Raw genomic sequence first — 25,548 nt, forward strand, 5'->3', positions numbered from 1 at the left:
AAGTTGAAATGTTTGAACTGAAGATAAAAGATATATCAAAGCAAGATTTATGGCAAAAAGCCAATATTATTTTGCCTAAGTTTGACATTGAAAAAATAAAAAATGCTACTTACACAAATCCTGTTTGGGTACATTTTGGAGCAGGTAACATCTTTAGAGGGTATATTGCAGCAATAGTTCAGGATTTAATAGAAAGAGGGGAACTTGACAGAGGAGTAATTGCAGCAGAGCTTTTTGACTATGAGATAATTGACAGAATATACAAGCCTTATGACAATCTCTGCTTGGTTGTGACATCTGATGCAAAAGGCAATTTAGAAAAAAGAGTGATTGCAAGCATTACAGAGGGGCTAAAGTGTGATAAAAGCTTTGAAGCAGACTGGCAAAGACTTTGTAGAATTTTTAAAAGTTCCACTCTTGAGCTGGTGACATTTACAATAACAGAAAAAGGATACAACCTCTTTGACCTCAAAGGTGACTATCTGCCTGCGGTAAAAGAGGATATAGAAAATGGACCGCAAAGTCCAAAAAGTTCGATGGGCAAAGTTGCAGCATTGGCATATGTTCGATACAAAAGCGGCAAAAAGCCAATTGCATATGTGAGCCTTGACAACTGTTCTAAAAATGGTGAAAAATTGCAAAGTTCAATAGTTCAAATAGCTATAGAGTGGGCGAAAAGAGGTTTTGTTGAAGAGGATTTTGTTGAATACTTGAACGATAATTCTTTAGTAAGTTTCCCATGGAGCATGATAGACAAGATTGTCCCAAGGCCATCGGAGAGAATAAAGGAACTTTTAGAGAAAGATGGACTGAAGAATATGGATATCATTTGCACATCAAAGAATACGTACATTGCACCGTTTGTCAATACAGAAAAGGCTCAGTATCTTGTGATAGAAGATAGTTTTCCAAATGGGAGACCGCCACTGGAAAGAGCAGGAGTATTTATGACAGATAGAAAGACTGTGGAAGACTCTGAGCGGATGAAGGTTCAGACATGTTTGAATCCTCTTCACACGGCTTTGGCTATATTTGGCTGTTTGCTTGGGTATAAGACAATTTATGAAGAGGTAAAAGATGAGCATTTAAAAAGGCTTATCGAAAAGATAGGATATGATGAGGGATTGAAGGTTGTTGTTAACCCGAAGATAATAAATCCGAGGGAGTATATAAAGGAAGTGATAGAAGAAAGATTTCCAAACCCGTATATACCTGACACACCGCAGAGGATTGCAACAGACACATCACAAAAGATGCCAATTAGATTTGGAGAGACTATAAAAGCATACGCAGAAAGCCCGGATTTAGATGTAAAAAGCCTTAAATACATTCCTCTTGTAATAGCAGGGTGGCTGAGATATTTGATGTGCATTGATGATGAAGGGAGAGCTTTTGAGCCAAGCCCAGATCCACTTATACTTGAGCTTAAAAAACATCTTGAGGGCATAGAACTTGGCAAAAAGTATGAAGATTTGGAAGAAAAGCTAAGACCAATTCTAACCAATGAGGTTATTTTCAGGGTTGACTTATTTGAAGTGGGACTATCTCAGAGGGTAGTAGAATATTTTAAAGAGATGATACAAGGCATTGGAGCTGTGAGAAAGACCTTGCAAAAGTATGTAAATTAAAAGATTTTCAAAAAGAAAGGGGCTAGAAAAATGGGTTTTAAGATGACATTTAGGTGGTTTGGACCAAAGGATGACAATATTCCTCTTGAGTATATACGTCAGATTCCAGGCATATATGGTGTTGTGACAGCGCTTTTTGATATTCCAGTTGGAGAGGTATGGCCAGAAGATAGGATTTTTGAGCTAAAAAAAATGGTAGAAGGTGCAGGGCTTAAGTTTGAGGTAATAGAAAGCGTAAATGTCCATGAGGACATAAAACTTGGTCTTCCAAGTCGAGATAGGTATATAGAAAACTATAAACAGACCATAAGGAACTTAGCAAAAGCGGGAGTAAAGGTAATATGCTATAACTTTATGCCTGTATTTGACTGGCTGAGGACAGACCTTGCAAAAAAGCTCCCTGATGGTTCTGAGGTTATGGAATATAACCATGAGATACTTAAAAATATGACACCAGATGAACTTGTAAAAAGCATGGAAAGGGGCTCACAAGGATTTTCTCTTCCTGGTTGGGAGAGCTACAGGTTAAAACAGCTCCAGAGCCTGTTTGAGATGTACAAAGATGTTGATGAGAATAAGCTTTTGCAAAATCTTATCTACTTTTTGGAGAATATAATTCCTGTGTGTGAGCAGTGCGATGTTAAAATGGCAATACACCCAGATGATCCACCGTGGTCACTTTTTGGTCTTCCAAGGGTTGTAACAAACAAGGAAAATATAGAAAAGTTTTTAAAAGCGGTTGATAGTCCGTACAATGGGTTGACTTTGTGCACAGGGTCGCTTGGAGCAAACAGGGAAAACAACATTCCGGAGCTTATAAGGTATTTTGGCAAAATGGGAAGAATACATTTTATGCATGTGAGAAATATAAAATTTACAGGTGAGAGGTCTTTTTACGAAACATCCCACCTGTCGACAGATGGTTCATTTGACATGTTTGAGATTATGAAGGCTATATACGACATAGGTTTTGACGGGTATATGCGACCTGACCATGGAAGGATGATTTGGGGCGAAAAAGGGAGACCTGGTTATGGACTTTATGATAGAGCACTTGGCATTGCGTATTTGAACGGGCTGTGGGAGGCAATTGACAAGATGTCAAGAAATGAGAAAAAGTAGTAAGTAGAAAAGAGAAAGGTTTCTCCCCAAAACCGCCTGCTGGGGCTGGGAGACTTTGATGTGGCGGACTATAAATACCCCAGCCATCTTGAGCCGCTGCTTTTCTGAAGCGGCTCAAGATGTTCTTGAGTTTCAAAAAATGCAGAAGATAAATTTGGACAGGTCATGGGAATATCTTGAGCTTGGTTTTGCAAATGTATTAAACTTAACAAGTTCAGAATATGAGTGGAAAAAGGTGGATCTGCCACATGATGCTGTAATTGAAAAAGAAAGAAGTGAGGCTAATCCCTCAGGTGCCGGTGAAGGGTATACTGCGGGATGCAGTTTGTATTACAAAAAAGAATTGATTTTAGATGAAGAGTGGCAAGGCAAAAACTTAATACTTGAGTTTGAAGGAATCATGGGTATAGCTGAGGTTTTTGTAAATGGTAGGTTAGTTGCTAAACACTTCAATGGATACACAAGTTTTCTAATTGATATAACAAAGCATGTCAAGTTTGATGATAAGAACATTATTATTGTGCGTGTAGAAAATACTCATAAGCCAAGCTCAAGATGGTACGCAGGTTGTGGCATATACAGACACGTGTGGCTACACATTGGTGGCAAGGTGTATATAAAACCATGGCATTTGCATGTTCAAACCAGAGCAATTGAAAATGAAACTGCAAAGTTAGAAGTAAGAGCTGTTGTTGTCAACAGTGTTAATGAAAAAGTTCAAGGAGTAATAAAATTTGATGTATTTTCAAAAGATGAGAAACTAATTCTCAGCAGTGAAGAGAAGTTTTTGATTGGTAAAAATGAAGAAAAGGTAATTGCCAAAACCTTAGAACTAAAACCATTTAAATATTGGGATATAGAAGACCCATATCTTTATAAAATTCAAGCAACTATTATTTGTGATGAGAGTATTGAAGATAGTGCTTCTACATTGTTTGGTATTCGGACAATTTCAGTTGATCCCAAGGAAGGATTTAAATTAAATGGTAAGCCATTAAAATTAAAAGGTGGCTGTATTCATCATGACAATGGACCACTTGGAAGTGCGAGTTACGATAGGGCAGAAGAGAGAAAAGTAGAACTTTTAAAAGCTTCTGGATTCAATGCGGTAAGACTTGCACATAATCCTTTTGCTCCAGCTTTTTTGGATGCATGTGATAGATTAGGGATGCTTGTGATAGAAGAATTTTTTGATGTATGGCATGCTGGCAAGGTTAGCTTTGACTACCATCTATTTTTTGACAAGTACTGGGAAGAAGATTTGGAGTCCACCATAATGAGGGACTATAATCATCCTTCGATAATAATGTGGTCAATAGGAAACGAGATTACATGGGGAGTTGGAGTTGATGTTGATGACGATAGTAGCTACTCAATATACACCTGGTGTGAACGATTAGCAAAAAAGGTAAAAAGTTTGGATTCATCAAGGCTAATAACAGCGGCACTGTGCGCAATTCCGGATGATTATAAAAGGCTTTTTGCTATAATTGAAGAAGGTAACTATGTAATTAGAATGCTAAAACAAGAAGTAGATGTTATTGAAGATAAATGGGGCGAGTTTTCAGAGAAGTTTTCAAGATTTCTGGATGTAGTTGGTTATAACTATAAAGTAGATAGATATGGATTCGATAGGTATAAATATCCTGACCGAGTAATCTGTGGCACAGAAACTTATCCATATACTCTTTTTAAAAACTGGAAACAAACAATAGAAAATTCAAATGTTATAGGTGATTTTGTGTGGACGGCTATTGATTATTTGGGCGAAGCAGGTCTTGGTAGGGTAAGTATTGAAGCAGATGACCTTAAATCTTTCTGCGGGTCTTATCCATGGTTTTTAGCAAATTGTGGGGATATTGATATTTGTGGGGAAAAACGTCCTCAATCGTATTATAGAGATGTTGTTTGGGGAAATAGAAAAGACCCTTATATTGTAATACTTCCACCGCAAGTTTATGGCAAAAAACTATATTTTAAACCCTGGGCATGGGAACCGGTCGAAAGAAACTACACTTTTCCTGGATATGAAGGGATGAAGGTGGCTATACATGTCTATGCAGATGCAGATGAGGTTGAGCTGTTTGTAAATGGCAGAAGTTTGGGAAGAAAAGAAGTAGGGATTAATACTCAGTTTAAAATGGTTTATGACACAATTTATGAACCAGGAGTGATAGAAGCTGTAGCATACAAAGATGGTAAAGAGATTGGCAGAGACAAAATAGAAACAACAGGTGAGCCCGTAGCCTTAAAACTGGTGCCTGATAGAGAAGTTATATCCTCTTCTTATGGTGATTTGTGCTATATAAAAATAATGGCAGTAGATAGAAAGGGAAGAGAGGTTGTTTTTGCAGATAACAGAATAGTTGTAGAAGTTGAAGGTGTTGGCGAACTTGTTGCTTTAGGAAGTAGCAATCCTTTGTCAACAGAACCATTTGTTAGCCGAGAGAGAAAGCTCTATAAGGGGCGAGCATTGGCAATAGTAAAGAGCATTGGCAAAAAAGGAGAATTTAAATTGAAAGCTTGGGCAGAAGGATTGGATGGTGCACAAGTTTTTGTAAAATGCATTTAAGGAGATTTAATTATCAATTTTTTCTAATTTAGTTAAATGGATATTTTGGGTATAATTGCCTTTCAACAAAAAGTATTGCTCAGTAATCGAGTTATATGATAAAATTAAAAACGACAGAGTAAAGAGGGATTACTAAAAGAACAAAATATTTGAATCAAAGCCCACGAAGGGTTAAAGTAAATAGCTTTTCGTGGGCTTTTTTATTTTTTCACAAATACTTTAAAAAAAGGAGGAAAGGTACAAATGCACATTCCTGATGGTTATTTAAGTCCGCAAACTTGTGCTACATTTTATGCTGCATCTGTGGCAGCAGTTGGCTTTGCATTTGCAAAGTTTAAAAAATCAGTTGATGAAAAGACCTTTGTTCATCTTTCAGTGGCATCAGCATTTACATTTATTGTTATGATGTTCAACTTTCCGGTAGTGGGAGGAAGTTCTGCTCATATTACTGGAATACCGCTTATAACTTATCTGTTCGGGCCGTTTGCTTCAATCATAGCATCTACAGTGGTCTTGATAATTCAAGCTCTTTTGTTCAGAGATGGAGGAATTTTAGCACTTGGAACAAATGTGTTTAATATGGCCATTGCTATTCCGCTGGTTACCATTTTTGTCGACAGCCTTTTGAAAACGGCTAATCTCAAGAATGAAAAGGTGAGAATGTTTATAAGCACATACATTTCAACAAATGTGGCTGCGCTTTTGACGGCAGTTGAGCTTGGACTTCAACCAATTTTTTTTACAAAAGCAGGAAAACCGTTATATTTTATGTACGATTTGAAAACAACCATTCCTGCTATGATGGTTCCACACCTTTTGATGGTTGGAGTGATTGAAGCAGTTTTGACAGTTTTGCTATATTCGCCTTTAAAAAATTTTGCTAAGATAAAAAAGGAAGTTTAAAGGGGTGTTTTTGTTATGAAAAGGGGAGTTGACAATAACCTCAAGGTGAGTATAATAGTTCTGTTTGCCCTTGCTATTTTGACCCCGCTTGGGCTTTTGACGCAAAACCCGGCGTTTGGCGAGTGGACTGAAGAAGAAATAAAGAAAATGCTGGGGTTTGTGCCTGAAGGGTTAAAAAGGTATGCTGAGGTTTATAAATTTGACCTTTTTGATGGCTATTCAGTTAAGTTTATTTCCAACCAGTACATTGGCTATATTTTATCAGCACTTATAGGAATAGGGGTTATATTCGTCATATTTTTCTTATTAAAGCATTTGATGACTGAAAGGAAGTAAGATAAAGTGCTGCCAGATTTTTTGAGAGAAGAAGATAACGCTAAAGTCAAAGTTGCAAAAGAAGGATATGTGGAAAAGAGTCTTTCTGGTTACTTGAAAGTTTCTCAGTGGTTTTTCAAAAGAAGCAAAAGTTTATTTACAAGAATTGATGAGTGGGCAAAACTTTTGTTTTTAATATGGTTTAGTTTACTTGTGAGTATCTCTAATAGTATTTTGTTTTTAGCAGTTGCTTTTACTTTTGTATTGGTAGTTGCGGCAATATCAAAAGCTCATATCAAGGCATTGATTGTTTCATCTTGGGGGTTTGTGCCGCTTGTTACATTTATCATAAGCATTCCTTATATGCTAATAACAAAGAATATTATGCCAGCTATTTTGCAGGTTTTAAAGACAGGTATCATTATAATGACAGGTGAGGTTGTAATATATAACTCAAGAATTGACAGGCTTTTTAAGCCTTTTTCTTTTTTTGGGGGATTGAAAGAATTCATATGGCTTGTTGAGCTCACGATAAGGAACATCTTTGTACTTTTGCACACAATTACAGATATTTTGTTCGCAAAGAAGATAAGGACGGTGGGTGTATCAAGGAATAGATTAGATTTTGTAAAATCTATGATAAGGGCCATTGCTCAAAAGACCATGTATATTTCAGAGGTTACTTATATCTCCATGAAAACGCGTGGCTTTTCATCTGGAAATATTAAATCTGTGTATAGATTTAAGGTCACTATCTCAGAGCTTTTGGTGGTATTTTCATTAATTATTATGAGTATTTTGGAGAGGATTTTAAGATGAGCACAGTGTTCAGGGGAAAAGATATAACATACAGGGTAAACAACAAAACCATTCTTGAAGTAGCAAGTTTTGAGATTGAGAAAGGAAAGGCTTATGCGCTGGTAGGTTGCAACGGGAGTGGAAAAACTACACTGATGAAAATACTTTCTGGAATCACACTTGATTTTGAAGGTGAGCTTTACTTTTATGATAAAAAAGTTAATAAAACTTCTTTTGATGAGCTTTTCAAAAACGGATTTTACAAAAAGGTAGGTTATATGTTTCAGGAGACAGAACTTCAGCTTTTTAATCTCACTGTGTTTGATGAGATTGCTTTTGGCCCAAGGCAGTTTATGAATGATGAAAGCAAAATCCAAAAAAGAGTTTTGGAGGTAGCAAAGTTTTTGGGGATTGATAATTTACTTGAAAGTGATATACTGACATTGAGCGGTGGGGAGAAAAAAAGAGTAGCGCTTGCTTCAATACTTGCAAATAACCCGGAGGTTTTAATACTTGATGAGCCGACAAACGACCTTGACCCCAAAAGCATAAGGTTTTTTGCAAGGATTTTAAAACAGCTCAAAGATGTTGGAAAAACTCTAATTGTTTCTACGCACCACTTTGACTTGCTTTTTCGCTTGGCTGATTATACAATTTTGCTTTCACCAGACCACAGAATACTGAAGATTGGCACTACAAAAGAGATTTTAGAAGATAAAAATCTTTTGCTTGAAGCTGAAGTCATAGATGAAGAATTTGATGTTTGAGATGTTAGGGCTACTAAATCAAAAATTTTTAAAGGGAAGTGAGCAGACCATATGAGGATTAGTAGACTTGATGATGTGGAAAAATTCAAAATCGAAAATGAAAGATTATTTTTTTCTGCCCAACATGAAGAGATTAAAATGGGTTTGACTACAGGTATGTACTTTTTATGAAAACATTGAAGTACCTTCAACTAACATGACAGTGGATATAAAAAATTTAGTAGTAAATATGCAGAATAACAGGAAGAATTTCTGGTGTGACTATTAATACAAGATTGAAGAGGGTATCTATGTATACCAAATTCAAAGTTATATAAATTGGGAATTCTCACAGGTTGAATTGATTGAAAAATAATTTAGTAATTGGTAAAATAGATAACAAAGAATAAAATGATTATAATGAAAAATTTGTTGTGTCAATAAAGTTTAATCGGAGGGGTTGATTTGGCTGGTGACAAAATAACCTTAAGACAGCTTGAAACCCATCTTTTCAAGGCAGCTGATATACTCAGAGGTAAGATGGATGCCTCTGAGTATAAAGAATATATTTTTGGTATGCTTTTTCTAAAATATACTTCGGATGTTTTTGAAGAAAAAAGACAGGAGTTAAAAGATAGATTTAAAGCTATGGGATTTTCTGAAAAACAAATACATGAACTATTAGAAGATCCAAGCTCTTATGGTGATGCCTTTTTTGTCCCTGAAAAGGCAAGATGGGAAAATATTTTAAAGTTAAAAGAAGATGTTGGAAATCAGCTAAATAAAGCTCTGAGCGCTTTAGAGGAAGCAAATCCAGAGCTTGATGGAGTTTTGAAACACATAGATTTTAACGCAGTAAAGGGAAAAACCCGACTCAAAGATCAGCAACTTATTGACCTTATTAACCATTTCAACAAGTATAAACTAACACCTTCAAACTTTGAATTTCCTGATCTGCTTGGTGCTGCTTATGAGTATTTGCTAAAGGAATTTGCCGATTCAGCTGGTAAAAAAGGAGACAGACTTGCAAGGTTTGGATTTAAATATCTTAAGTTTTTCATGGAGAGCTTTGGGGTAGAACTGGTAGTGTTAAATGGCAGAGAAAATGAAGAAGATATAAACAGAGAACTGGCAGAGGACTTAATAGCGATAGTAACATCTTTTGCAGCGAGGATTTATGGACAAAGAGGTGCTAAAAGACATGGTAACAGTTCAGGCGAAGTTAGTGTTCGATAGAGAGGAAGACAAAAAGGCAGTATTAGATCTTATGAGAAGATGGTCCTCTTGTATGAGGTATGCATACAAGAGGTTACTGGAAGGGCATAAAAGGAATGAACTCAAAAGAGAACTGCAAGGAATTTTTAATCTTAATTCCCGATACGTTGATGATGCAATAATGAAAGCAAACAGTGTTTTAAACTCATGCAAAGAAAGAGGAGAAAATCCTGAAAAGGTCATTTTTGGTGGCAGGCAACTTTTTGAAAAACTAAAGAGGCGGCACATAAACGGCAAGGTATATAGGAAACTTCAACGAGAGTGGCAGGAGAAAAGGAAGGGGAATCTGTACTCAAGAGGAGACAGGAGCAAAAAGGGGAATCTCAATACAAGGATTGAGATAGACGGGAACTTCACAAAACTCAGGATTAACGTAGGAAAAAGAGAGTACGTATATGCGACGATACAAGCTGGATGGAAGATGAAAGGTAAGACATACATGGATAGGAACCTACTGCTACAAGCAATAAGCAGCTTTAGTGGACCTTATTCTGTAGAACTGAAACTCAAAAACGGTGTAGTATATGCCTACTTCACCGTTGAAGAAGTTTTCCCCAAGCCTGCGATAACGAGAGCAAATGGAGTTATAGGGATAGACACTAACGCATATCCAAAGAATGTTGCATGGGCAGAAACAGATGAGTACGGACAGTTTCTGGGATATGGCAGAATACCACTTGAGAAGCTTGAGAGTGGAAGCTCAAGCAAGAGAGAGTATTACAGGTGGCAGTATGCACACATGATAGTACAAATGGCGAAAGAGAAGCAAAAAGCCATAGTGATTGAGAACCTTAGCATACAGGACAGGGGCAGAAGAGGCGACTTTTCAGGTAGAAAATCAAGACGGATAAGGCACTATTTTGGAAGCAGATTACTTTTGGAGAAGGTAAAACTTCTGGCAAAACGGGAAGGAGTAGAGGTTATAGAAGTAGACCCGGCGTATACTTCTGTGATAGGGATGTTGAAGTATGCACCGCAGTATATGGTGAGCAAGGATATTGCGGCAGCGTATGTAATAGCGCGAAGAGGACTTGGTTTGAGAGAAAGGATACCGCACAATTATATGCTGCTTCTTAGTAGGCTTGATGTAAACAACCTGGAAGAGCTAAAAGAGTATGTAAGGAAGGTAGTCAAGAACAAACATCTGAGGAAAAAACAACTCAAAGCGATAGATAGAGCGATAAAGTTTTTACAAAGCTCTGGGAGTGAGCCAGGGAGGCTATCCGTGCCTCTGGATGGAACAAGCGCGGGTAGTCGTGGCAAAAAACACAATCCCTGGCAAGTTCTTAGGGTAGCGGTGGTAACGCCACTCTCCCCTGACAGAGTCCTGCGTGATATGTCTGTCTTGAAATCGCTTTTGATTTCAGGGCAAGTGGGGAAGACCTGTAAGGGCGTAAGTTCCTGCTTCTTGGGGCAGGGGCTATGGCTTTCCCAAATACCGCCTGCTGGGGCTGGGAAAGCCTGAAAGGCGGACTACAAATACCCCAGCCGCCAATACTGTGCAATTTTACACAGTTTGGTTGACCAGGAGAATTTTACACACCATCACATGTTAAAAAATTGATGGTAAGGTTAGTTAAGCCCTGTGAGGGCATGTCAATTTACGACCCAACTGTGGGCTCTGGTGGTTTCTTGATTGAAGCGTTCCACTATGTTGAGGAACAAGGGCAAAACCCAAGAAATTTAGCACTATATGGGCAAGAGCTTAATGGATTGACATGGTCTATATGCAAAATGAATATGATTTTGCACGGCATTAATGACGCGCACATAGAAAATGAAGATGTGTTGACAACCCCTATGTTTTTGGAAAATGGATACATAAAAAGGTTTGACAGAATATTGGCCAATCCACCTTTTTCAGAAAACTATACCCGCGCAAATATGCAGTTTGAAGAAAGATTTAAATATGACTTTACTCCTGAGAATGGAAAAAAGGCAGACCTTATGTTTTTGCAGCACATGATTGCAAGCCTGAAAGATGACGGAGTAATGGCAACAGTTATGCCCCATGGAGTTTTGTTCAGAGGTGGGCAAGAAAAGGTTATAAGGGAAGGAATTGTAAGAGATGATCTAATTGAGGCAATAATAGGACTGCCGCCTAAGCTTTTCTACAACACTGGAATACCAGCTTGTATTATTGTGATTAATAAAAACAAGCCAGAACATTTAAAAAATAAGATCTTGTTTATCAACGCTGATAGAGAGTATGGAGAAGGTAGAAATCAGAATTTCTTGAGACCAGAGGACATAGAAAAAATAGTTACAGTGTTCGATGAAAAGAAAGAGATACCTAAATACTCCAGGTTGGTTGATATAAAGGAGATAGAAGAAAACGATTTTAATCTGAATATTAGGCGTTATGTGGACAATTCTCCAGATCCTGAAATCGAAGATGTTCGTGCACAGCTTTTTGGTGGTGTACCGAAGAAAGAAGTATTGCTGTATGAAAAACAGTTGAGGAAATTTAACTTGAGCTATGATATTTTGCTGGCAGAGAAGAGCGAAAATTATTTGGAGTTTAAAAAGGACATTACTGACAGAAATCAAATTAGGGAACTGATTGATAATTGCACTGAAGTGAAAGTTACAATAGAAAAACACAAAGAAAAACTTTTGGATTGGTGGCAGCTTGTAAGGACTGAAATTGAACAGTTTTTTGGCAGAAATAATCTTTGGAAGTTTAGAAATGAAGCTTTGAAAAAGTTGAAAGAAAGTCTGCTGCCAATTGGAACATTTGACGAATTTAAAGTTGCGGGCATATTTGCAAATTGGTGGGAAGAGCTTGTTTATGATTTCAAAAGTATAGTTTCTGCTGGTTGGAATAGGAATTTGGTTGAAAGAGAAAGGATTAAGGAAAAGTATTTTAAAGAAGATGTAGAAGAAATGGAAGAACTTGAAAGCAGGCTTGCCGAAATTGAAGCAGATTTAAGTGAGCTTTTAGAAGAAGTTGAAGATTGGGATGAAGAACAGCAGGGAGATAAAACTGCAAGCAAGGTCAAAGAGTTTTTGAAGGACTTGGTTAAAGATTTAAGATCAAAAGACAGCGAGGCTTCAAGAAGAGAAGCAAAAAAATGGGAAGATTTGTTAGAAAATATTGCTCAAAAAGAAAAGGAAATTAAAAAGGTGAGAAGTGAGATAAGCAGAAAGCAAAAGGAAATTGAAAATAAGATAGATGAAAAGATTGAATCTATTACTGAAGAAGAAGCAAAAGAGCTATTGCTCGTAAAGTTCTTTGAATTAATTAGCAATCAACTTGAAAAGTACTTAAATGCAGAAAAGAAAGAACTGATAAAGATTTTTGAAAAGCTTTGGGATAAATATCATGTGTCTCTTGAACATCTTTTAAAGGAACGAGAGCAGGAGGTCAGTAGGTTAAATAAATTTTTGGAGGAACTTGGATACTATGAGAGAGTCTAAACAAGTGGAATTTAAAGCACAGTGGAACGACGAGCATCTTAGAACAATCTGTGCATTTGCTAATTCAGAAGGTGGAATAATATACATAGGTGTAGATGACAAAGGCAATCCTATTGGAATAACCAATATGGATAAACTTCTTGAAGACATACCAAATAAAATTTTAAGCAAACTTGGAGTTATTGCAGATGTTGATGTTGAAATGGTAAAAGGGCAAGAGGTAATAAAAATAAAAGTGGAAAAGTCAGAAGTGCCGATCTCATATGATGGCAAGTTTTACATTCGGACAGGTTCGACCATTCAGCAACTTAGCGGAAATGAACTTCTGAGATTTATGTTAAAAAAACAGCGAATTTTGTGGGATTCATTACCTTCTGAGGCAGGTGTTGACGAAGTAGACATCGAAACAATAGAAAGGTTTAAAAGGATGGCAAAGAAGAGATTGCCCGAAATATCCGAAGAAGATTCCATCGAAAAGATTCTCAAAAACCTTGAACTTGTAAAAGAGGATAAACTTACAAATGCAGGATTGTTGCTTTTTGGTAAAAAACCTCAAAAGTATATCCACGGTGCAGGTGCCCGTGTTGGAAGATTTAAAACTCCAACCATCATACTTGATACCATTGATGTTAGTGGAAATCTTTTCAAACAGCTTGATGGATTAATGGAAGCTATTAAAAAACATTTGAATGTTCGATTTGAAATAAAAGGGATAGAAAGAGAAGATATATGGGATTATCCTCTTGAAGCTATAAGAGAGGCAGTAATAAATGCATTAATTCATAGGGATTATTTAAGCCTTGCGGACGTTCAAATAAAGATTTATGATAATAAAATTTGGTTTTTCAATCCGGGTAAGCTTCCAGAAGAAATAACAATTGAGATGCTAAAACAAGATCATGGATCAATACCACGCAACAGGCATATTGCTTATGTATTTTTCCTTGCAGGATTGATTGAAAAATGGGGAAGCGGTACAAAAAGAATGGTTGAACTTTGCAGGGAAGCAGGACTGCCAGAACCTGAGTTTAAAGAAGAAGGCGGTTTTGTGGTCGAATTTTATAAAGACATATACACAGAAGAGTATTTGACTAAGCTTGGGTTAAATGAAAGGCAGATAAAGGCAGTTATGTATGTAAAGGGGAAAGGAAAAATTACCAACAGAGAATATCGGGAACTGACAGGGCTTTCTGATGAGGGTACAAGAAAGGATATAAACGTTTTAGTTGAAAAAGGATTGCTGTTGCCTGTTGGGAAAGGAAGGAATACTCATTACATTCTTAAATAAGTTGGCGATTTGTTGGCATTTAGTTGGCGATTGTGGCGATTATGGCGATTGTGTAATGCTTATGTAGAAAAAATGTTTAATGAGGATGCAAAACCATATCGAGGAGTGGCACTAATGTTTAAACAACAGGAAGAATTAAGAATGGATAAAACAAAATGTATTCCTAAAAATTGGGGTGTTGTAAAGTTAGGAGAAAAATGTGAAATAACTATGGGACAATCTCCACCAAGTGAATCATACAATACGGAAGGAAAGGGAATGCCTTTTTTACAAGGCAAACAAGAATTTGGAAGCAATCATCCTGTAAATGTTAAGTATACCACAAAACCTTTAAAGATAGCTTTTGAGAATTCTATATTGATTTCAGTCAGGGCTCCAGTAGGTGATGTTAATATTGCTGATAAGACTTACTGCATCGGGAGAGGATTAGCTTCATTAAGGGCAAAAAAAGGAATTATAGCTCTTTTCTTATATTATCTAATGGCTTTCCAAAAATCTGATGTTGAAGCAATAGGGGAGGGTTCAACTTTTCAGGCAATTACTAAATCTCAGATTTTCAATTTTAAAGTTCTTCTTCCTCCTCTCCCCGAACAACGCAAAATCGCTGAAATACTTGAGACAATTGATAATGCAATTGAGAAGACTGACGCCATTATAGAAAAATACAAACGCATAAAGCAAGGTTTGATGCAAGATTTGCTTACTAAGGGAGTGGTATGTGAGGGTGAAGGTGAGAGTGAGAGGTGGAGGTTGAGAAATGAGAATATTGATAAATTCAAGGATTCACCGCTTGGGAAGATTCCGGAAGAGTGGGAAGTGGTGGATGTCTACGGACATGTCAACTTAATTAATGGAGGAACTCCAAGCACAGAAGGCCCGAGTTTTGGAATGGAAGTATACCTTGGCTATCTGTAGAAGATTTTAATATAGGCAAAAGATGGGTTTTCTCAAGTTCAAAATACATAACTGAATTAGGTTTAAAGCAAAGTGCAACAAAGCTACTTAAAAAAGGTATGTTGATAATATCTGCACGTGGTACAGTAGGTGTGTTAGCACAACTTGGGGCGGATATGGCTTTCAATCAGTCATGCTACGGCCTTGATGCAAAAGATAAAATGAAGCTCTCCAATGATTTCCTATATTATGCTTTAAAACATTTTATTACTTCATTTTTATCATTAGCATATGAAAATGTATTTAATACAATTACGAGAGAAACCTTTAAAGAAATTTTAATTCCTCTTCCACCTCTTCCCGAACAACAACGCATAGCTTCAATTCTATCTCAAATAGATGAAGCCATAGAAAAAGAGCAAGCCTATAAGGAAAAGCTTGAAAGAATCAAAAAAGGCTTAATGGAAGATTTGCTAACAGGCAAAGTCAGGATAAACCACCTTATTGAGGAGGAAGAAATATGAATAGTGATATACAAGTAATTCTACAAGAACGAAAAAATTATTTAGTGGAAAAGTTCGGAGTAATTGAAATTGCTATCTTTGGCTCCTATGCAAGAGGCGAACAAAGAAAAGATAGTGATATAGATATCATTGTTGATTTTAAAGAGGGTTACAAAACATTCGATAATTATATGAATTTGAAATTCTACCTTGAAGAACTTTTTGGTAAAAAGGTTGACCTTGTGATTAAATCAGCTATAAATCCACGTCTAAAGCCTTTCATAATGGAGGAAGCAGTATATGTCTAAAAAGCGTATACTAAAAGTAATTCTTGAAGACATCGTTGAAGAGATTGACCGCATTAAAAAGTTTACACAAGGAATTGAAAAATACAACAATTTTGTTGAAAATGAACTAGTTTTTTATGCAGTTTTAAAAGCTCTTGAAAATATTGGTGAAGCTGTTAAGCAGATTCCGGATGATAAAAGAGAACTTTATCCAATAGAATGGAAGAAAATCGCTGGTTTAAGGGATATTCTTATTCATGAGTATTTCGGGATAGATGCTGAAATAATCTGGGAGGTTATCAAAAAGAAGCTGCCGGAACTAGAAAAGGCAGTAAAATTCCTTCTTGAAAAGGAGAGTTAAAAATGTTTTACAAACTTGACGAAGAACATTATGTTGAAAATCCATTCCTCTTTCAGCTTCAAAGGCTTGGATGGAAGATTTACAGACAAAACAAAGATAACCCTGAGGATACAAAAGAAATAATATCGTTCACTTCTTCATTAGAAGCTGAATATGGTGAAAGCCAAAGATTAAGAGAAAGCTTTAAAGAAGTAATCCTTGAGGGAGTTTTAAGGGAGTCTTTAAAGAGAATAAACCCATGGATAGAAGATGACCAAATAAGTGAAGTTATTCGAAGAATTACAACACCACAGTCAAACTCTCTTTTAGAGGCAAATAAAGAAATCCACGACTTGCTTTTAGAGAACACCTCAGTTTCTGAAAATAGAAAAACAGGAGAAAAAAGCCCAACTGTTAAGTTTATTGATTTTAAAAATCCGGACAATAATTCATTCATTGCTATATCACAGTTTAAAATGAATATAACGGGGACTGAAAAACATATTGTTCCCGATATAGTTCTTTTTGTAAATGGTTTGCCTCTTGTGGTGGTTGAATGTAAATCTCCAGCAGTTGCTGACCCAATTTCTGAAGCAATTACTCAGCTTATGCGCTATTGTAACAGACGTGGCGTAATTGAGGGAAATGAAAAGCTTTTCTGGTACAACCTATTTGTGGTAGCTACATGCAATCAGGTCGCAAAATATGGCACAATAACCTCAGAGTATGAGCACTTTGTTGAGTGGAAAGACCCTTATCCTTTTTCGCTGTCAGACGTAAATCCAGATGGAAATGTAACAAGCCAGCAAGTTTTGATTCATGGGATGCTTTCAAAAGAAAACCTTCTTGATCTGCTTCACACATTCACCATCTTTAAAGAAGATCCAAAGAGCAAGATGATAAAGGTTGTTGCAAGATATCAGCAATTTAGAGCAGTAAAGAAGATGATAAAAAGGCTAAAAGAAGGCAAAACACCAACCGAAAGAGGAGGAATTGTTTGGCATACGCAAGGCTCCGGTAAATCTTTGACAATGATGTTTATGGTTCGAAAGCTTTATCACAATCCTGAGTTTGGAAACTACAAAGTTGTTTTTGTCACAGATAGAAAAGATCTTGAAAAGCAGTTAAATGAAACATCAAGAAGTGTTGGATTTACTGTTAAGTTAGCAAGAAGCATTCAGGAACTTAAAGAACTTTTAAAAACTGACACACCCGAACTTGTCATGGCTATGGTTCATAAATTTCAAGAGAGGGAATTAAAAGGAGAAATTCCTGTCCTTAATACATCACCTAATATTCTAATATGGATGAAAATGGTAACAGTGGCAATGTTGGTATTTTGGTTGTTCAAAATATGCTAATAACTGGTTTTGATGCACCTGTGGAGCAGGTTATGTATCTTGATAATGTGATTAAGGGTCATAACTTACTACAAGCTATTGCAAGGGTGAATAGAGTATACAAAAATAAGTCTTGTGGTTTTGTTATAGATTATGTAGGTGTTTTAAAACATTTAAAAGAGGCGCTGGCTATTTACGCTGATGAAGATATTGAGGAAATTTCAGAGGTTGTAAAGAACAAAGCAAAAAGCATTGATGAGCTAAAGTATGTTCACAATCTTATTGAAGAGTTTTTTGAAAAATATGGCATTAGAAATTGGCGCCAGAATGTAGATGAATGCATTGACATTCTTGTTGATGAGCAGGTCAGAAATGAATTTATAGCTCTTGTGAGATGGTTTAACCGCTGTATGGACGAGGTTCTTCCTGACCCTGCAGCACTAAAATACCTTACTGACTTGAAAATTCTTGCCTTCATAAAAGAATCCGCTCGAAATAGATACCGAGATGACAAGCTGAGTATAAAAGATGCAAGCAATAAAATAAGAGAAATTGTGGAAGAATACCTGATCTTTCAGGGAATAGATCCCAAAATACCACCTACTCCACTTTTTGAAGACAAATTCCTAGAAAAACTTCACAAAAAATCAAGCAAAGCAAAAGCTCAAGAGCTTCAGCATGCGATAATTGAGTATATTGATGAGCATTGGGAAGAAGATCCAGAACTTTATGAGAGGTTTTCAGATAGACTAAAGAGGTTACTTCAAGAATACAAAGAAAATGGGGATGCTCAATGTATTGAATTAGAAAAATTAAGAGAAGAGTTGAAAAAAGGGAGAGAAGCAGAACAGACTTATGGGCTTGACCCTAAGAAAGAAATGCCGTTTTTTGGGTTACTAAAAGACCAAATATTTGGGAAAAAACCTGTAAGTGAACTTTCTGAGAGGGAAATAGATTTTCTTGTTAGCACAACAAGAGATTTGGTGGAATTAATAAGCAGAGAGGTTCAAGCGGTTGATTTTTGGGAAAGTGCAACAAAACAAAGAAAGTTGAAATCCTATATAATTTCGCACTTGCTTGAAAAAATATCACCTGCTATGTATGAAAACAACCATGATGGAGTTAAAACAGAAACTGCAGTATATATCTCTAATTCTTCCGGTCAAAATATATTCAACAAGAGAAATGAAATTGCTCAAAGACTTTTAGAACTTGCTTATCATCATTTTAGGAAGTGATATTATGGTAGACATTAAAATTGAAAAAATCATACGCTCAAATAGAAAAACCATAGCTTTGCAAATGACAGAAAATAGCACACTCATAGTCAAAGCTCCGATCAATGTGGATGAAAAAACAATATGGGATGTTATTCAAAAACATAGAAAGTGGATTGACAAGAGAAAGAAAGAGATAGAAGCGAGAGATCCCAAAGTCTTGCCAAAAGAATTTGTCAGCGGAGAGGGATTTTTATACCTTGGCAGGTATTATAAACTGCACATAGTGGAAAACCAAGATTTCCCTCTCAAATTCGAAAATGGGTTTTATCTCTCAAGAAGTGCTTTGCCAGAAGCAAAGAATGTATTCATAGATTGGTATAAAAAAGCTGCCTATGAGAAGATTCTTGAGAGAGTAAACTGGTGGGCTCAAAAAAGAGATTTTAAGTACAACAAAGTAAATATAACAAATGCACAGAGAAGATGGGGTTCTTGTTCTGCAAAGGGTAACTTGAACTTTTCTTGGAGACTTATTATGGCACCGCTGTCTGTAATAGACTATGTGATTGTTCATGAGCTTGTCCATCTTGAAGAGAAAAATCATGGCAAAAATTTTTGGACAAAGGTAAAACTGCTCATGCCTGATTACAAGAAACATGAAGACTGGCTGAAGAAGAATGGGTATTTGTTAAATCTTTAAAAGTTTTCAAATTGCATAGGGATTGGAGGGATTTTGAATATGGCAAAAGTTGGTTGGGGACATTTTTGTGATTATGCTTTCTTCGATCAAGGAGGTAAAGTCTGTCTGATAGGAATTTTTAAATATATTTTAGCTCAACATGTACCTGTTCAACACACAAGGTGTGCCTTTGTATTCCAGGTACTGGGCGAACCTAATGAAAATGTAAAAATTGAATTAAGACTAATGCGACCTGATAGCAGAGAACCGCTCTTAAATTTACAGCATCCTGGTTTTGTTTTAAGCCCTGAGGGTGAGGCAATACATGTTATAGGTCTTGATAATCTGCTATTGCCAGATTATGGGCCTTATGAAATGGAGGTATTTTTGAACAATACATATGAAGCTGGTTTCATTTTTGAAGTTCGTCGAATCTGCCAATAAGTTTTGTAATTATCTATTTTTTGTTGGAAAGGAAATTCAAGATTCAAACACTTCTTTTTCAAATTTAATTAAAAAAATTCATAGTTGATTTGGTATGTGTTAGATTTGAAATACAGAAGAGTTAATTTTTTGGTGCGCCCGAGAGGACTCGAACCTCCGGCACATGGTTTAGGAAACCATTGCTCTATCCTACTGAGCTACGGGCGCACAACGTTTTTGCAAACAATATAATACAACATTTTGAGGCTATTGTAAAGAGCCTTGAGACAAAAATCAAGGTAGCTTGGAAAGAGATGCAAAGATATTTACAACCTCTGAAAATACTGATAAGATAAAATGTATACAGTTTATTAATTTCTAAGATAAAAAATTACAATTACAAGGGAGAGGCGAGTGTAATGCTTGATTTAAAATATATAAGGGCAAACCCGGAAAAGGTACAAGAAGGACTTTCTAAGAGAAACAAAGACGTTTCAATTGCGCCCATTTTAGAGCTTGATGAAAGAAGAAGAAAGCTTTTGGCTGAGGTTGAAAGTCTGAAAGCTCTACAGAATCAAAAATCAAAAGAGGTCCCAAAGCTCAAAAAGGAAGGAAAAGATGTTACAGATCTTATGAATGAGCTAAAAGATCTATCTGATAAAATTAAAGAATTAGATAGCAAAGTCAAAGAGGTTGAAGATGAGATAGAAAAGATTTTGCTCACAATTCCAAACATTCCTCATGAGTCTGTACCAGTTGGAAAAGATGATACAGAAAATGTTGAAGTAAGGCGCTGGGGTGAGGTAAGAGAACCTGACTTTGAAATAAAGCCTCATTGGGAAATTGGTGTAAATCTTGGAATCTTGGATTTTGAAAGAGCCTCAAAAGTGTCAGGAAGCCGTTTTACATTTTACAGAGGACTTGGTGCAAGGTTAGAAAGAGCTTTAATCAACTTCATGCTTGACCTTCACATTGAAAAGCATGGCTATACTGAGCTATTCCCACCTTTTTTAGTTGCGCGAAAATCTATGATAGGCACAGGACAGCTTCCAAAATTTGAAGAGGATGCATTTAAGACAACAGATGATTACTTTTTGATACCAACAGCAGAAGTTCCTGTTACAAACTACCACAGAGAAGAGATACTCAAAGAAGAAGACTTGCCAATAAAATATGTTGCCTACTCAGCATGTTTTAGGGCAGAAGCTGGTGCTGCTGGCAAAGACACAAGAGGGCTTATTCGTCAGCATCAGTTTAACAAGGTTGAGCTTGTAAAGTTTACAAAGCCAGAAGATTCTTATGATGAGCTTGAAAAACTCACAGCTGATGCAGAGGATGTTTTAAAGGAATTGGGACTTCCTTACAGGGTTGTTCTTCTTTGTTCGGGTGATTTAGGATTTTCTTCTGCAAAGACATACGACATTGAAGTCTGGATGCCAAGCTATGGAAGATATGTTGAGATTTCTTCTTGTTCAAACTTTGAAAACTATCAGGCACGAAGAGCAAACATCAGATTCAGAAGGAAAGACGGAAAACTTGACTATGTTCATACACTCAACGGCTCAGGCCTTGCTGTGGGAAGAACCTTAGCAGCAATACTTGAAAACTTCCAGCAGAAAGATGGAACAGTAGTTGTTCCAGAGGTTTTGAGAAAGTATATGGGTACAGATGTGATAAAGTAAAAATTAGGAAAGAACAAAGGTAGCAGCAGGACATCATTTAAAGATTGCTGCTACCTTTTTTGTGCACCCAATTATGAATGGTTTTTATGATATTGTCTCTGTATACAACACCCAAGACAAACAAAATAGTAGCTGCAGCAGAAACTACAATTGCCATTGTGTAGTTTTTCTCTTCAAGGCTGCTTCCAATGTATGATGAAAAAAATATTCCTGGCAGTCTTGCAATGGCAACAATTGCAAAAAATCTTAGCGGTTTTATTGGCGAAAGTCCAGCAATGTATGTCAGAATGTCTTTTGGAAGTCCTGGTATCAAAAAGAGCAAGAATATGGCTATTTCTCCTTTTGGAGAATTGATAAGTGAATAAAATTTTCTGAGCTTTTCTTCTGAGACAATTTTCCTCACAAGACTATATCCCAAAAGCCTTGTTATATAAAATACACACACAGAGCCTATCATGATTCCAATTAGTGAATATACTGTGCCAAGCAGCGTACCATAAAGATATCCGCCAGAGATTTGTACAGCTTCACCTGGAATAGCAGAAATAATAACCTGAAGAATTTGAGTGAGGATGAAGACAAGTACACCAAGTTGACCAAAAGACCAAACCCAGCTTTTAAATTTCTGCGGATTTGAGACAATATTTACAAGAAAATGAGAATATCGTATGGCTACTGCCGTTGCCAGTAAAATAAATCCTGCAATTGCAACGATATTTAAGACAATTGAAAGATTTTTCCTCTTCACTTTTGCCCTCCAATGTCATAATTAAGATGTTTTATAATTTAACTCTCACCATATTACTATAACCTACTGATGAATTCTTTGCAATCCCTAATCCAAATATATGCAATTATGGTGTATTCAAAAATATGTTGATTTTTTAACATTCAAAATATATAATAAAAAGGTAAGTAGCCTTATAGTGATAAGTTTAGCTTTTTCAAATAAAGTTTTCAAATGTTTTTGAGGGAGGTTTGAACATGGGCAAGATGATTGAAATAAGATGGCATGGTCGAGGTGGCCAGGGTGCAAAGACAGCTTCACTTCTTTTAGCTGAAGCTGCTTTCAACACAGGCAAGTACGTTCAAGGTTTTCCTGAGTATGGTCCGGAGCGAATGGGTGCTCCTATCACAGCTTACAACAGAATAAGCGATGAGAAAATTACAATTCACAGCAACATTTATGAACCTGATTATGTAGTTGTTGTTGATGAGACATTAATCGGAAGTGTTGATGTAACAAAAGGACTTAAAAAAGACGGTGCAATAATTGTCAACACTTCAAAGTCTCCTGAAGAAGTAAAAAAGTTGCTTGGGAACTTTGAAGGGAAGGTTTACACAATTGATGCAAGAAAGATTTCAATGGAGTGTTTGGGCAAGTACTTCCCGAATATCCCAGTTCTTGGAGCAGTTATAAAAGTAACAGGCATTATACCCGAAGAAGAAGCGATAAAGGATATGGAAGGATCGCTTCATCACAAGTTTGCAACAAAGCCAGATGTAATTGAGGGTAACCTCAAAGCATTTGTTAGAGGAATGCAGGAGGTGCAAGGATAATGAGAAAGATGAAAATAACAGAAGATGTTACATGGAAGGAAATAACACCGGCAGGTGTAATCATCGACCCTGGTAATGCAGAGGACTTTAAAACAGGCGACTGGAGAACAATGAGACCTGTATGGCATGAAGATAAGTGCAAGCAGTGTCTGTTCTGCTTCTATGTATGTCCAGATTCATCGATAAAGGTTGAAAATGGGAAGATGGTCGGAGTTGACTATGACCACTGCAAAGGTTGTGGGGTTTGTACAGAGGTTTGTCCATTTAAAGCTTTCGATTTTGTAGAAGAGAAGAAATAAGAATTTTGAATTTTAAGGAGGGGAAACTACAGATGGCTATTCGTGATAGACTTTCTGGTAACGAAGCGATAGCTTTTGCAATGAAACAAATAAATCCTGATGTTGTTGCTGCTTTTCCAATTACACCTTCAACTGAGGTACCACAATATTTTTCTCAATATGTTGCAAACGGTGAAGTGGACACTGAGTTTGTTGCTGTTGAGTCTGAGCACAGCGCAATGAGCGCATGTATTGGTGCGTCAGCTGCTGGTGCGAGGACTATGACAGCAACATCCTCCCAAGGATTGGCGCTGATGTGGGAGATGCTCTACATTGCAGCATCTATGAGACTTCCAATTGTTATGGCAGTTATAAACAGAGCTCTTTCTGGTCCTATTAATATTCACAACGACCATTCAGACTCAATGGGTGCAAGAGACAGTGGCTGGATTCAGATTTACTGCGAAAACAATCAGGAAGCTTACGACTCTTTGATTCAGGCAATAAGAATTGCTGAGCACAAGGATGTAAGACTTCCTGTGATGGTGTGCTATGACGGATTTATCACAAGCCATGCTGTTGAAAATATAGAGCTTTTAGAAGATGAACTTGTAAAGAAATTTGTGGGCGAATACAATCCAGAGTTTTATCTTTTGAACGAACAAAACCCAATTTCAATGGGTCCGTTAGATTTACCACCGTACTACTTTGAGCACAAAAGACAGCAGGCTGAAGCTATGAGAAACGCTAAAAAGGTAGTCCTTGTAGTTGCGGAAGAGTTTGCTGCCTTGACAGGAAGAAAGTATGGTCTTTTCGAAAGCTACAAGCTTGACGATGCAGAGGTTGCAATAGTTGTTATGAACTCAACAGCAGGGACAGCTAAAGCTGTTGTTGATGAGTACAGAAGCAAAGGATACAAGGTAGGTCTTTTAAAACCAAGACTTTTCAGACCATTCCCTGTTGATGAGATTGTAGGGGCACTCAAACACTTAAAGGCAGTTGCTATAATGGACAAGTCAGATGGTTTTAACGCAGCTGGCGGTCCACTTTTCACTGAGATTACAAGTGCTCTTTATGGAAGAGCAGATGGTATAAAGGCTATCAACTACATCTATGGTCTTGGTGGAAGAGATGTCAAGACAGATGACATCGCAAAGGTTTATGACAGGCTTCTTGACATTGTCAAGACAGGAAATGTTGGAGAAGTTTACAACTATATTGGTGTGAGAGAATAAGGAGGTGCAAATTAAAGATGGCATACAATATAAAAGAGCTTGCTGCAAGACCTGAAAGGTTTACAGGCGGACACAGAATGTGTGCAGGGTGCGGTGCACCTGTTGCTGTAAGAGCAGTACTGCGTGCACTCAAACCAGAAGATAGGGCTGTTGTTGGTGTTGCAACAGGATGTTTGGAGGTTTCAAGCTGTATTTACCCATACACAGCATGGAAAGACTCATTCATCCACAGTGCATTTGAGAATGCTGCTGCAACAGTTGCTGGTGCTGAGGCTGCATACAAGGTTTTGAAGAAAAAAGGGAAGGTCCAGAGCGAGTTTAAGTTCATTGCGTTTGGTGGTGACGGTGGAACATACGATATTGGTCTTCAGTCTCTCTCTGGCGCAATGGAAAGAGGACACAACATGGTATATGTCTGCTATGACAATGGTGCTTATATGAACACAGGTATTCAGAGATCTTCTGCTACACCGCTTTATGCTGATACAACAACATCACCACAAGGCAAGGTTTTACCAGGTAAGATGCAGCCAAGAAAAGACCTTACAGAGGTTATGGTTGCGCATGGTATACCATATGTTGCACAGACAGCTTTCATCACACCAAACTTGAAAGATTTGATTGAAAAGGCTGAAAAGGCACTTTACACGAATGGACCAGCATTTTTAAATGTTTTGGCTCCATGTCCAAGAGGTTGGAGATATGAGACATCAAAGCTAATTGAAATTTCAAAACTTGCAGTTGATACATGCTTCTGGCCACTTTACGAGGTTGTAAATGGTCAGTACAGGCTCACTTACAAGCCAAAAGAAAAGCTTCCTGTTGTTGAGTTTTTAAAGACACAGGGAAGGTTCAGACACCTTTTCAAGAAAGGAAATGAACACTTAATTGAGCAGATTCAGCAGGAAGTTGACAGAAGATGGGAAAGACTTTTAGAACTTTGTGGTGAAAAATAAGCAATATAATAATATATATAGCATAAAGTAAAAAGGCTCTCTGCCTGAGAAGTTTGAAATGAGTTTTAGGCGGGGAGCCTTTTTGAT

Annotated in this window: 22 protein-coding genes, 1 tRNA gene and 4 pseudogenes; 25 read left to right on the forward strand and 2 right to left on the reverse strand. The window is 37.0% G+C overall.

Annotated elements, in window-relative coordinates; translation table 11 throughout:
* The first annotated feature begins 8 nt into the window (after positions 1–8).
* From ATHE_RS04280 to ATHE_RS04370, 20 genes and pseudogenes are all read left to right on the forward strand, one after another.
* The gene (locus ATHE_RS04280) at positions 9–1,628 is read left to right on the forward strand and encodes a mannitol dehydrogenase family protein (RefSeq protein WP_015907397.1); all 1,620 of its coding nucleotides are present in this window, start codon (positions 9–11) and stop codon (positions 1,626–1,628) included.
* A 30-nt stretch (positions 1,629–1,658) separates the two neighbouring features.
* Entirely contained in the window at positions 1,659–2,750 is a 1,092-nt protein-coding gene (uxuA, locus tag ATHE_RS04285; RefSeq protein WP_015907398.1) for a mannonate dehydratase, read from the forward strand.
* A gap of 139 nt (positions 2,751–2,889) precedes the next feature.
* On the forward strand, positions 2,890–5,322 hold the full coding sequence (locus ATHE_RS04290) for a glycoside hydrolase family 2 TIM barrel-domain containing protein (RefSeq protein ID WP_041727352.1): 2,433 nt from the start codon (positions 2,890–2,892) through the stop codon (positions 5,320–5,322).
* Between the two features lie 243 nt (positions 5,323–5,565).
* The gene (locus ATHE_RS04295; protein WP_041727097.1) at positions 5,566–6,225 is read left to right on the forward strand and encodes an energy-coupling factor ABC transporter permease; all 660 of its coding nucleotides are present in this window, start codon (positions 5,566–5,568) and stop codon (positions 6,223–6,225) included.
* 15 nt (positions 6,226–6,240) lie between these two features.
* On the forward strand, positions 6,241–6,561 hold the full coding sequence (locus ATHE_RS04300; protein WP_041727099.1) for a PDGLE domain-containing protein: 321 nt from the start codon (positions 6,241–6,243) through the stop codon (positions 6,559–6,561).
* 6 nt (positions 6,562–6,567) lie between these two features.
* The gene (locus ATHE_RS04305) at positions 6,568–7,359 is read left to right on the forward strand and encodes an energy-coupling factor transporter transmembrane component T family protein (protein ID WP_015907400.1); all 792 of its coding nucleotides are present in this window, start codon (positions 6,568–6,570) and stop codon (positions 7,357–7,359) included.
* Positions 7,356–8,105, forward strand: a complete 750-nt coding sequence (locus ATHE_RS04310) for an energy-coupling factor ABC transporter ATP-binding protein (RefSeq protein WP_015907401.1) — start codon at positions 7,356–7,358, stop codon at positions 8,103–8,105. The genes ATHE_RS04305 and ATHE_RS04310 overlap by 4 nt, the downstream gene beginning before the upstream one ends.
* Positions 8,106–8,156: 51 nt before the next feature.
* Positions 8,157–8,276, forward strand: coding sequence for a hypothetical protein (locus tag ATHE_RS04315; RefSeq protein ID WP_015907402.1), 120 nt, complete (start codon positions 8,157–8,159; stop codon positions 8,274–8,276).
* 273 nt (positions 8,277–8,549) lie between these two features.
* A pseudogene (locus ATHE_RS14950) lies at positions 8,550–9,101 on the forward strand (type I restriction-modification system subunit M N-terminal domain-containing protein); the annotation flags it as partial.
* A pseudogene (locus tag ATHE_RS14615) lies at positions 9,102–9,320 on the forward strand (IS607 family transposase); the annotation flags it as partial.
* Positions 9,286–10,824 (forward strand): IS200/IS605 family accessory protein TnpB-related protein, encoded by a 1,539-nt coding sequence (locus tag ATHE_RS04325; RefSeq protein WP_015907403.1) that lies wholly within the window; start codon positions 9,286–9,288, stop codon positions 10,822–10,824. The pseudogene ATHE_RS14615 and the gene ATHE_RS04325, both read left to right, overlap by 35 nt.
* Positions 10,825–10,886: 62 nt before the next feature.
* Positions 10,887–12,779: pseudogene (locus tag ATHE_RS04330) on the forward strand (N-6 DNA methylase); the annotation flags it as partial.
* Positions 12,766–14,067, forward strand: a complete 1,302-nt coding sequence (locus ATHE_RS04335; RefSeq protein ID WP_015907404.1) for an AlbA family DNA-binding domain-containing protein — start codon at positions 12,766–12,768, stop codon at positions 14,065–14,067. The pseudogene ATHE_RS04330 and the gene ATHE_RS04335, both read left to right, overlap by 14 nt.
* 114 nt (positions 14,068–14,181) lie before the next feature.
* The gene (locus ATHE_RS15450; protein ID WP_231503273.1) at positions 14,182–14,982 is read left to right on the forward strand and encodes a restriction endonuclease subunit S; all 801 of its coding nucleotides are present in this window, start codon (positions 14,182–14,184) and stop codon (positions 14,980–14,982) included.
* An 11-nt stretch (positions 14,983–14,993) separates the two neighbouring features.
* Positions 14,994–15,485, forward strand: a complete 492-nt coding sequence (locus ATHE_RS15455) for a restriction endonuclease subunit S (protein ID WP_231503413.1) — start codon at positions 14,994–14,996, stop codon at positions 15,483–15,485.
* Positions 15,482–15,772: a nucleotidyltransferase family protein gene (locus ATHE_RS04350; RefSeq protein WP_015907405.1), complete on the forward strand. Its 291-nt coding sequence runs from the start codon at positions 15,482–15,484 to the stop codon at positions 15,770–15,772. The genes ATHE_RS15455 and ATHE_RS04350 overlap by 4 nt, the downstream gene beginning before the upstream one ends.
* Positions 15,765–16,112, forward strand: a complete 348-nt coding sequence (locus tag ATHE_RS04355) for a HepT-like ribonuclease domain-containing protein (RefSeq protein WP_015907406.1) — start codon at positions 15,765–15,767, stop codon at positions 16,110–16,112. Before ATHE_RS04350 ends, ATHE_RS04355 begins: the two co-directional genes overlap by 8 nt.
* Before the next feature lie 2 nt (positions 16,113–16,114).
* Positions 16,115–18,669 (forward strand): annotated as a pseudogene (locus tag ATHE_RS15365) (type I restriction endonuclease subunit R).
* 4 nt (positions 18,670–18,673) lie between these two features.
* Positions 18,674–19,348 carry a M48 family metallopeptidase gene (locus ATHE_RS04365; protein ID WP_015907407.1) on the forward strand — a complete coding sequence of 225 codons (675 nt, stop codon included), beginning with the start codon at positions 18,674–18,676 and terminating at the stop codon, positions 19,346–19,348.
* Positions 19,349–19,387: 39 nt separating this feature from the next.
* The gene (locus tag ATHE_RS04370) at positions 19,388–19,771 is read left to right on the forward strand and encodes a DUF6941 family protein (RefSeq protein WP_015907408.1); all 384 of its coding nucleotides are present in this window, start codon (positions 19,388–19,390) and stop codon (positions 19,769–19,771) included.
* A gap of 130 nt (positions 19,772–19,901) precedes the next feature.
* Here the strand turns inward: ATHE_RS04370 and ATHE_RS04375 are convergent.
* A tRNA-Arg gene (locus ATHE_RS04375) sits at positions 19,902–19,978 on the reverse strand.
* A 191-nt stretch (positions 19,979–20,169) separates the two neighbouring features.
* On the opposite strand from ATHE_RS04375, the gene serS reads away from it, so the two are divergent.
* Positions 20,170–21,432 (forward strand): serine--tRNA ligase, encoded by a 1,263-nt coding sequence (gene serS / locus ATHE_RS04380; RefSeq protein ID WP_015907409.1) that lies wholly within the window; start codon positions 20,170–20,172, stop codon positions 21,430–21,432.
* Positions 21,433–21,469: 37 nt separating this feature from the next.
* Here the strand turns inward: serS and ATHE_RS04385 are convergent, their stop codons facing one another.
* Complete coding sequence (locus ATHE_RS04385) at positions 21,470–22,180, reverse strand: TVP38/TMEM64 family protein (RefSeq protein WP_015907410.1); 711 nt, start codon at positions 22,178–22,180, stop codon at positions 21,470–21,472.
* Between the two features lie 236 nt (positions 22,181–22,416).
* On the opposite strand from ATHE_RS04385, the gene ATHE_RS04390 reads away from it, so the two are divergent.
* Genes ATHE_RS04390 through ATHE_RS04405 form a run of 4 tightly spaced genes read left to right on the forward strand, consistent with a single transcriptional unit; the run spans position 22,417 to position 25,461 of the window.
* Positions 22,417–22,992, forward strand: a complete 576-nt coding sequence (locus ATHE_RS04390) for a 2-oxoacid:acceptor oxidoreductase family protein (RefSeq protein ID WP_015907411.1) — start codon at positions 22,417–22,419, stop codon at positions 22,990–22,992.
* A complete protein-coding gene (locus tag ATHE_RS04395; protein WP_013290123.1) occupies positions 22,992–23,291 on the forward strand; it encodes a 4Fe-4S binding protein in 300 nt (99 codons plus the stop codon). The genes ATHE_RS04390 and ATHE_RS04395 overlap by 1 nt, the downstream gene beginning before the upstream one ends.
* Positions 23,292–23,323: 32 nt before the next feature.
* Positions 23,324–24,505 (forward strand): 2-ketoisovalerate ferredoxin oxidoreductase subunit alpha, encoded by a 1,182-nt coding sequence (gene porA / locus ATHE_RS04400; protein WP_015907412.1) that lies wholly within the window; start codon positions 23,324–23,326, stop codon positions 24,503–24,505.
* 17 nt (positions 24,506–24,522) lie between these two features.
* Positions 24,523–25,461 (forward strand): thiamine pyrophosphate-dependent enzyme, encoded by a 939-nt coding sequence (locus ATHE_RS04405; protein WP_015907413.1) that lies wholly within the window; start codon positions 24,523–24,525, stop codon positions 25,459–25,461.
* Positions 25,462–25,548 lie beyond the last annotated feature (87 nt).

It is taken from the genome of Caldicellulosiruptor bescii DSM 6725, from assembly GCF_000022325.1.
Lineage (GTDB): Bacteria > Bacillota > Thermoanaerobacteria > Caldicellulosiruptorales > Caldicellulosiruptoraceae > Caldicellulosiruptor > Caldicellulosiruptor bescii.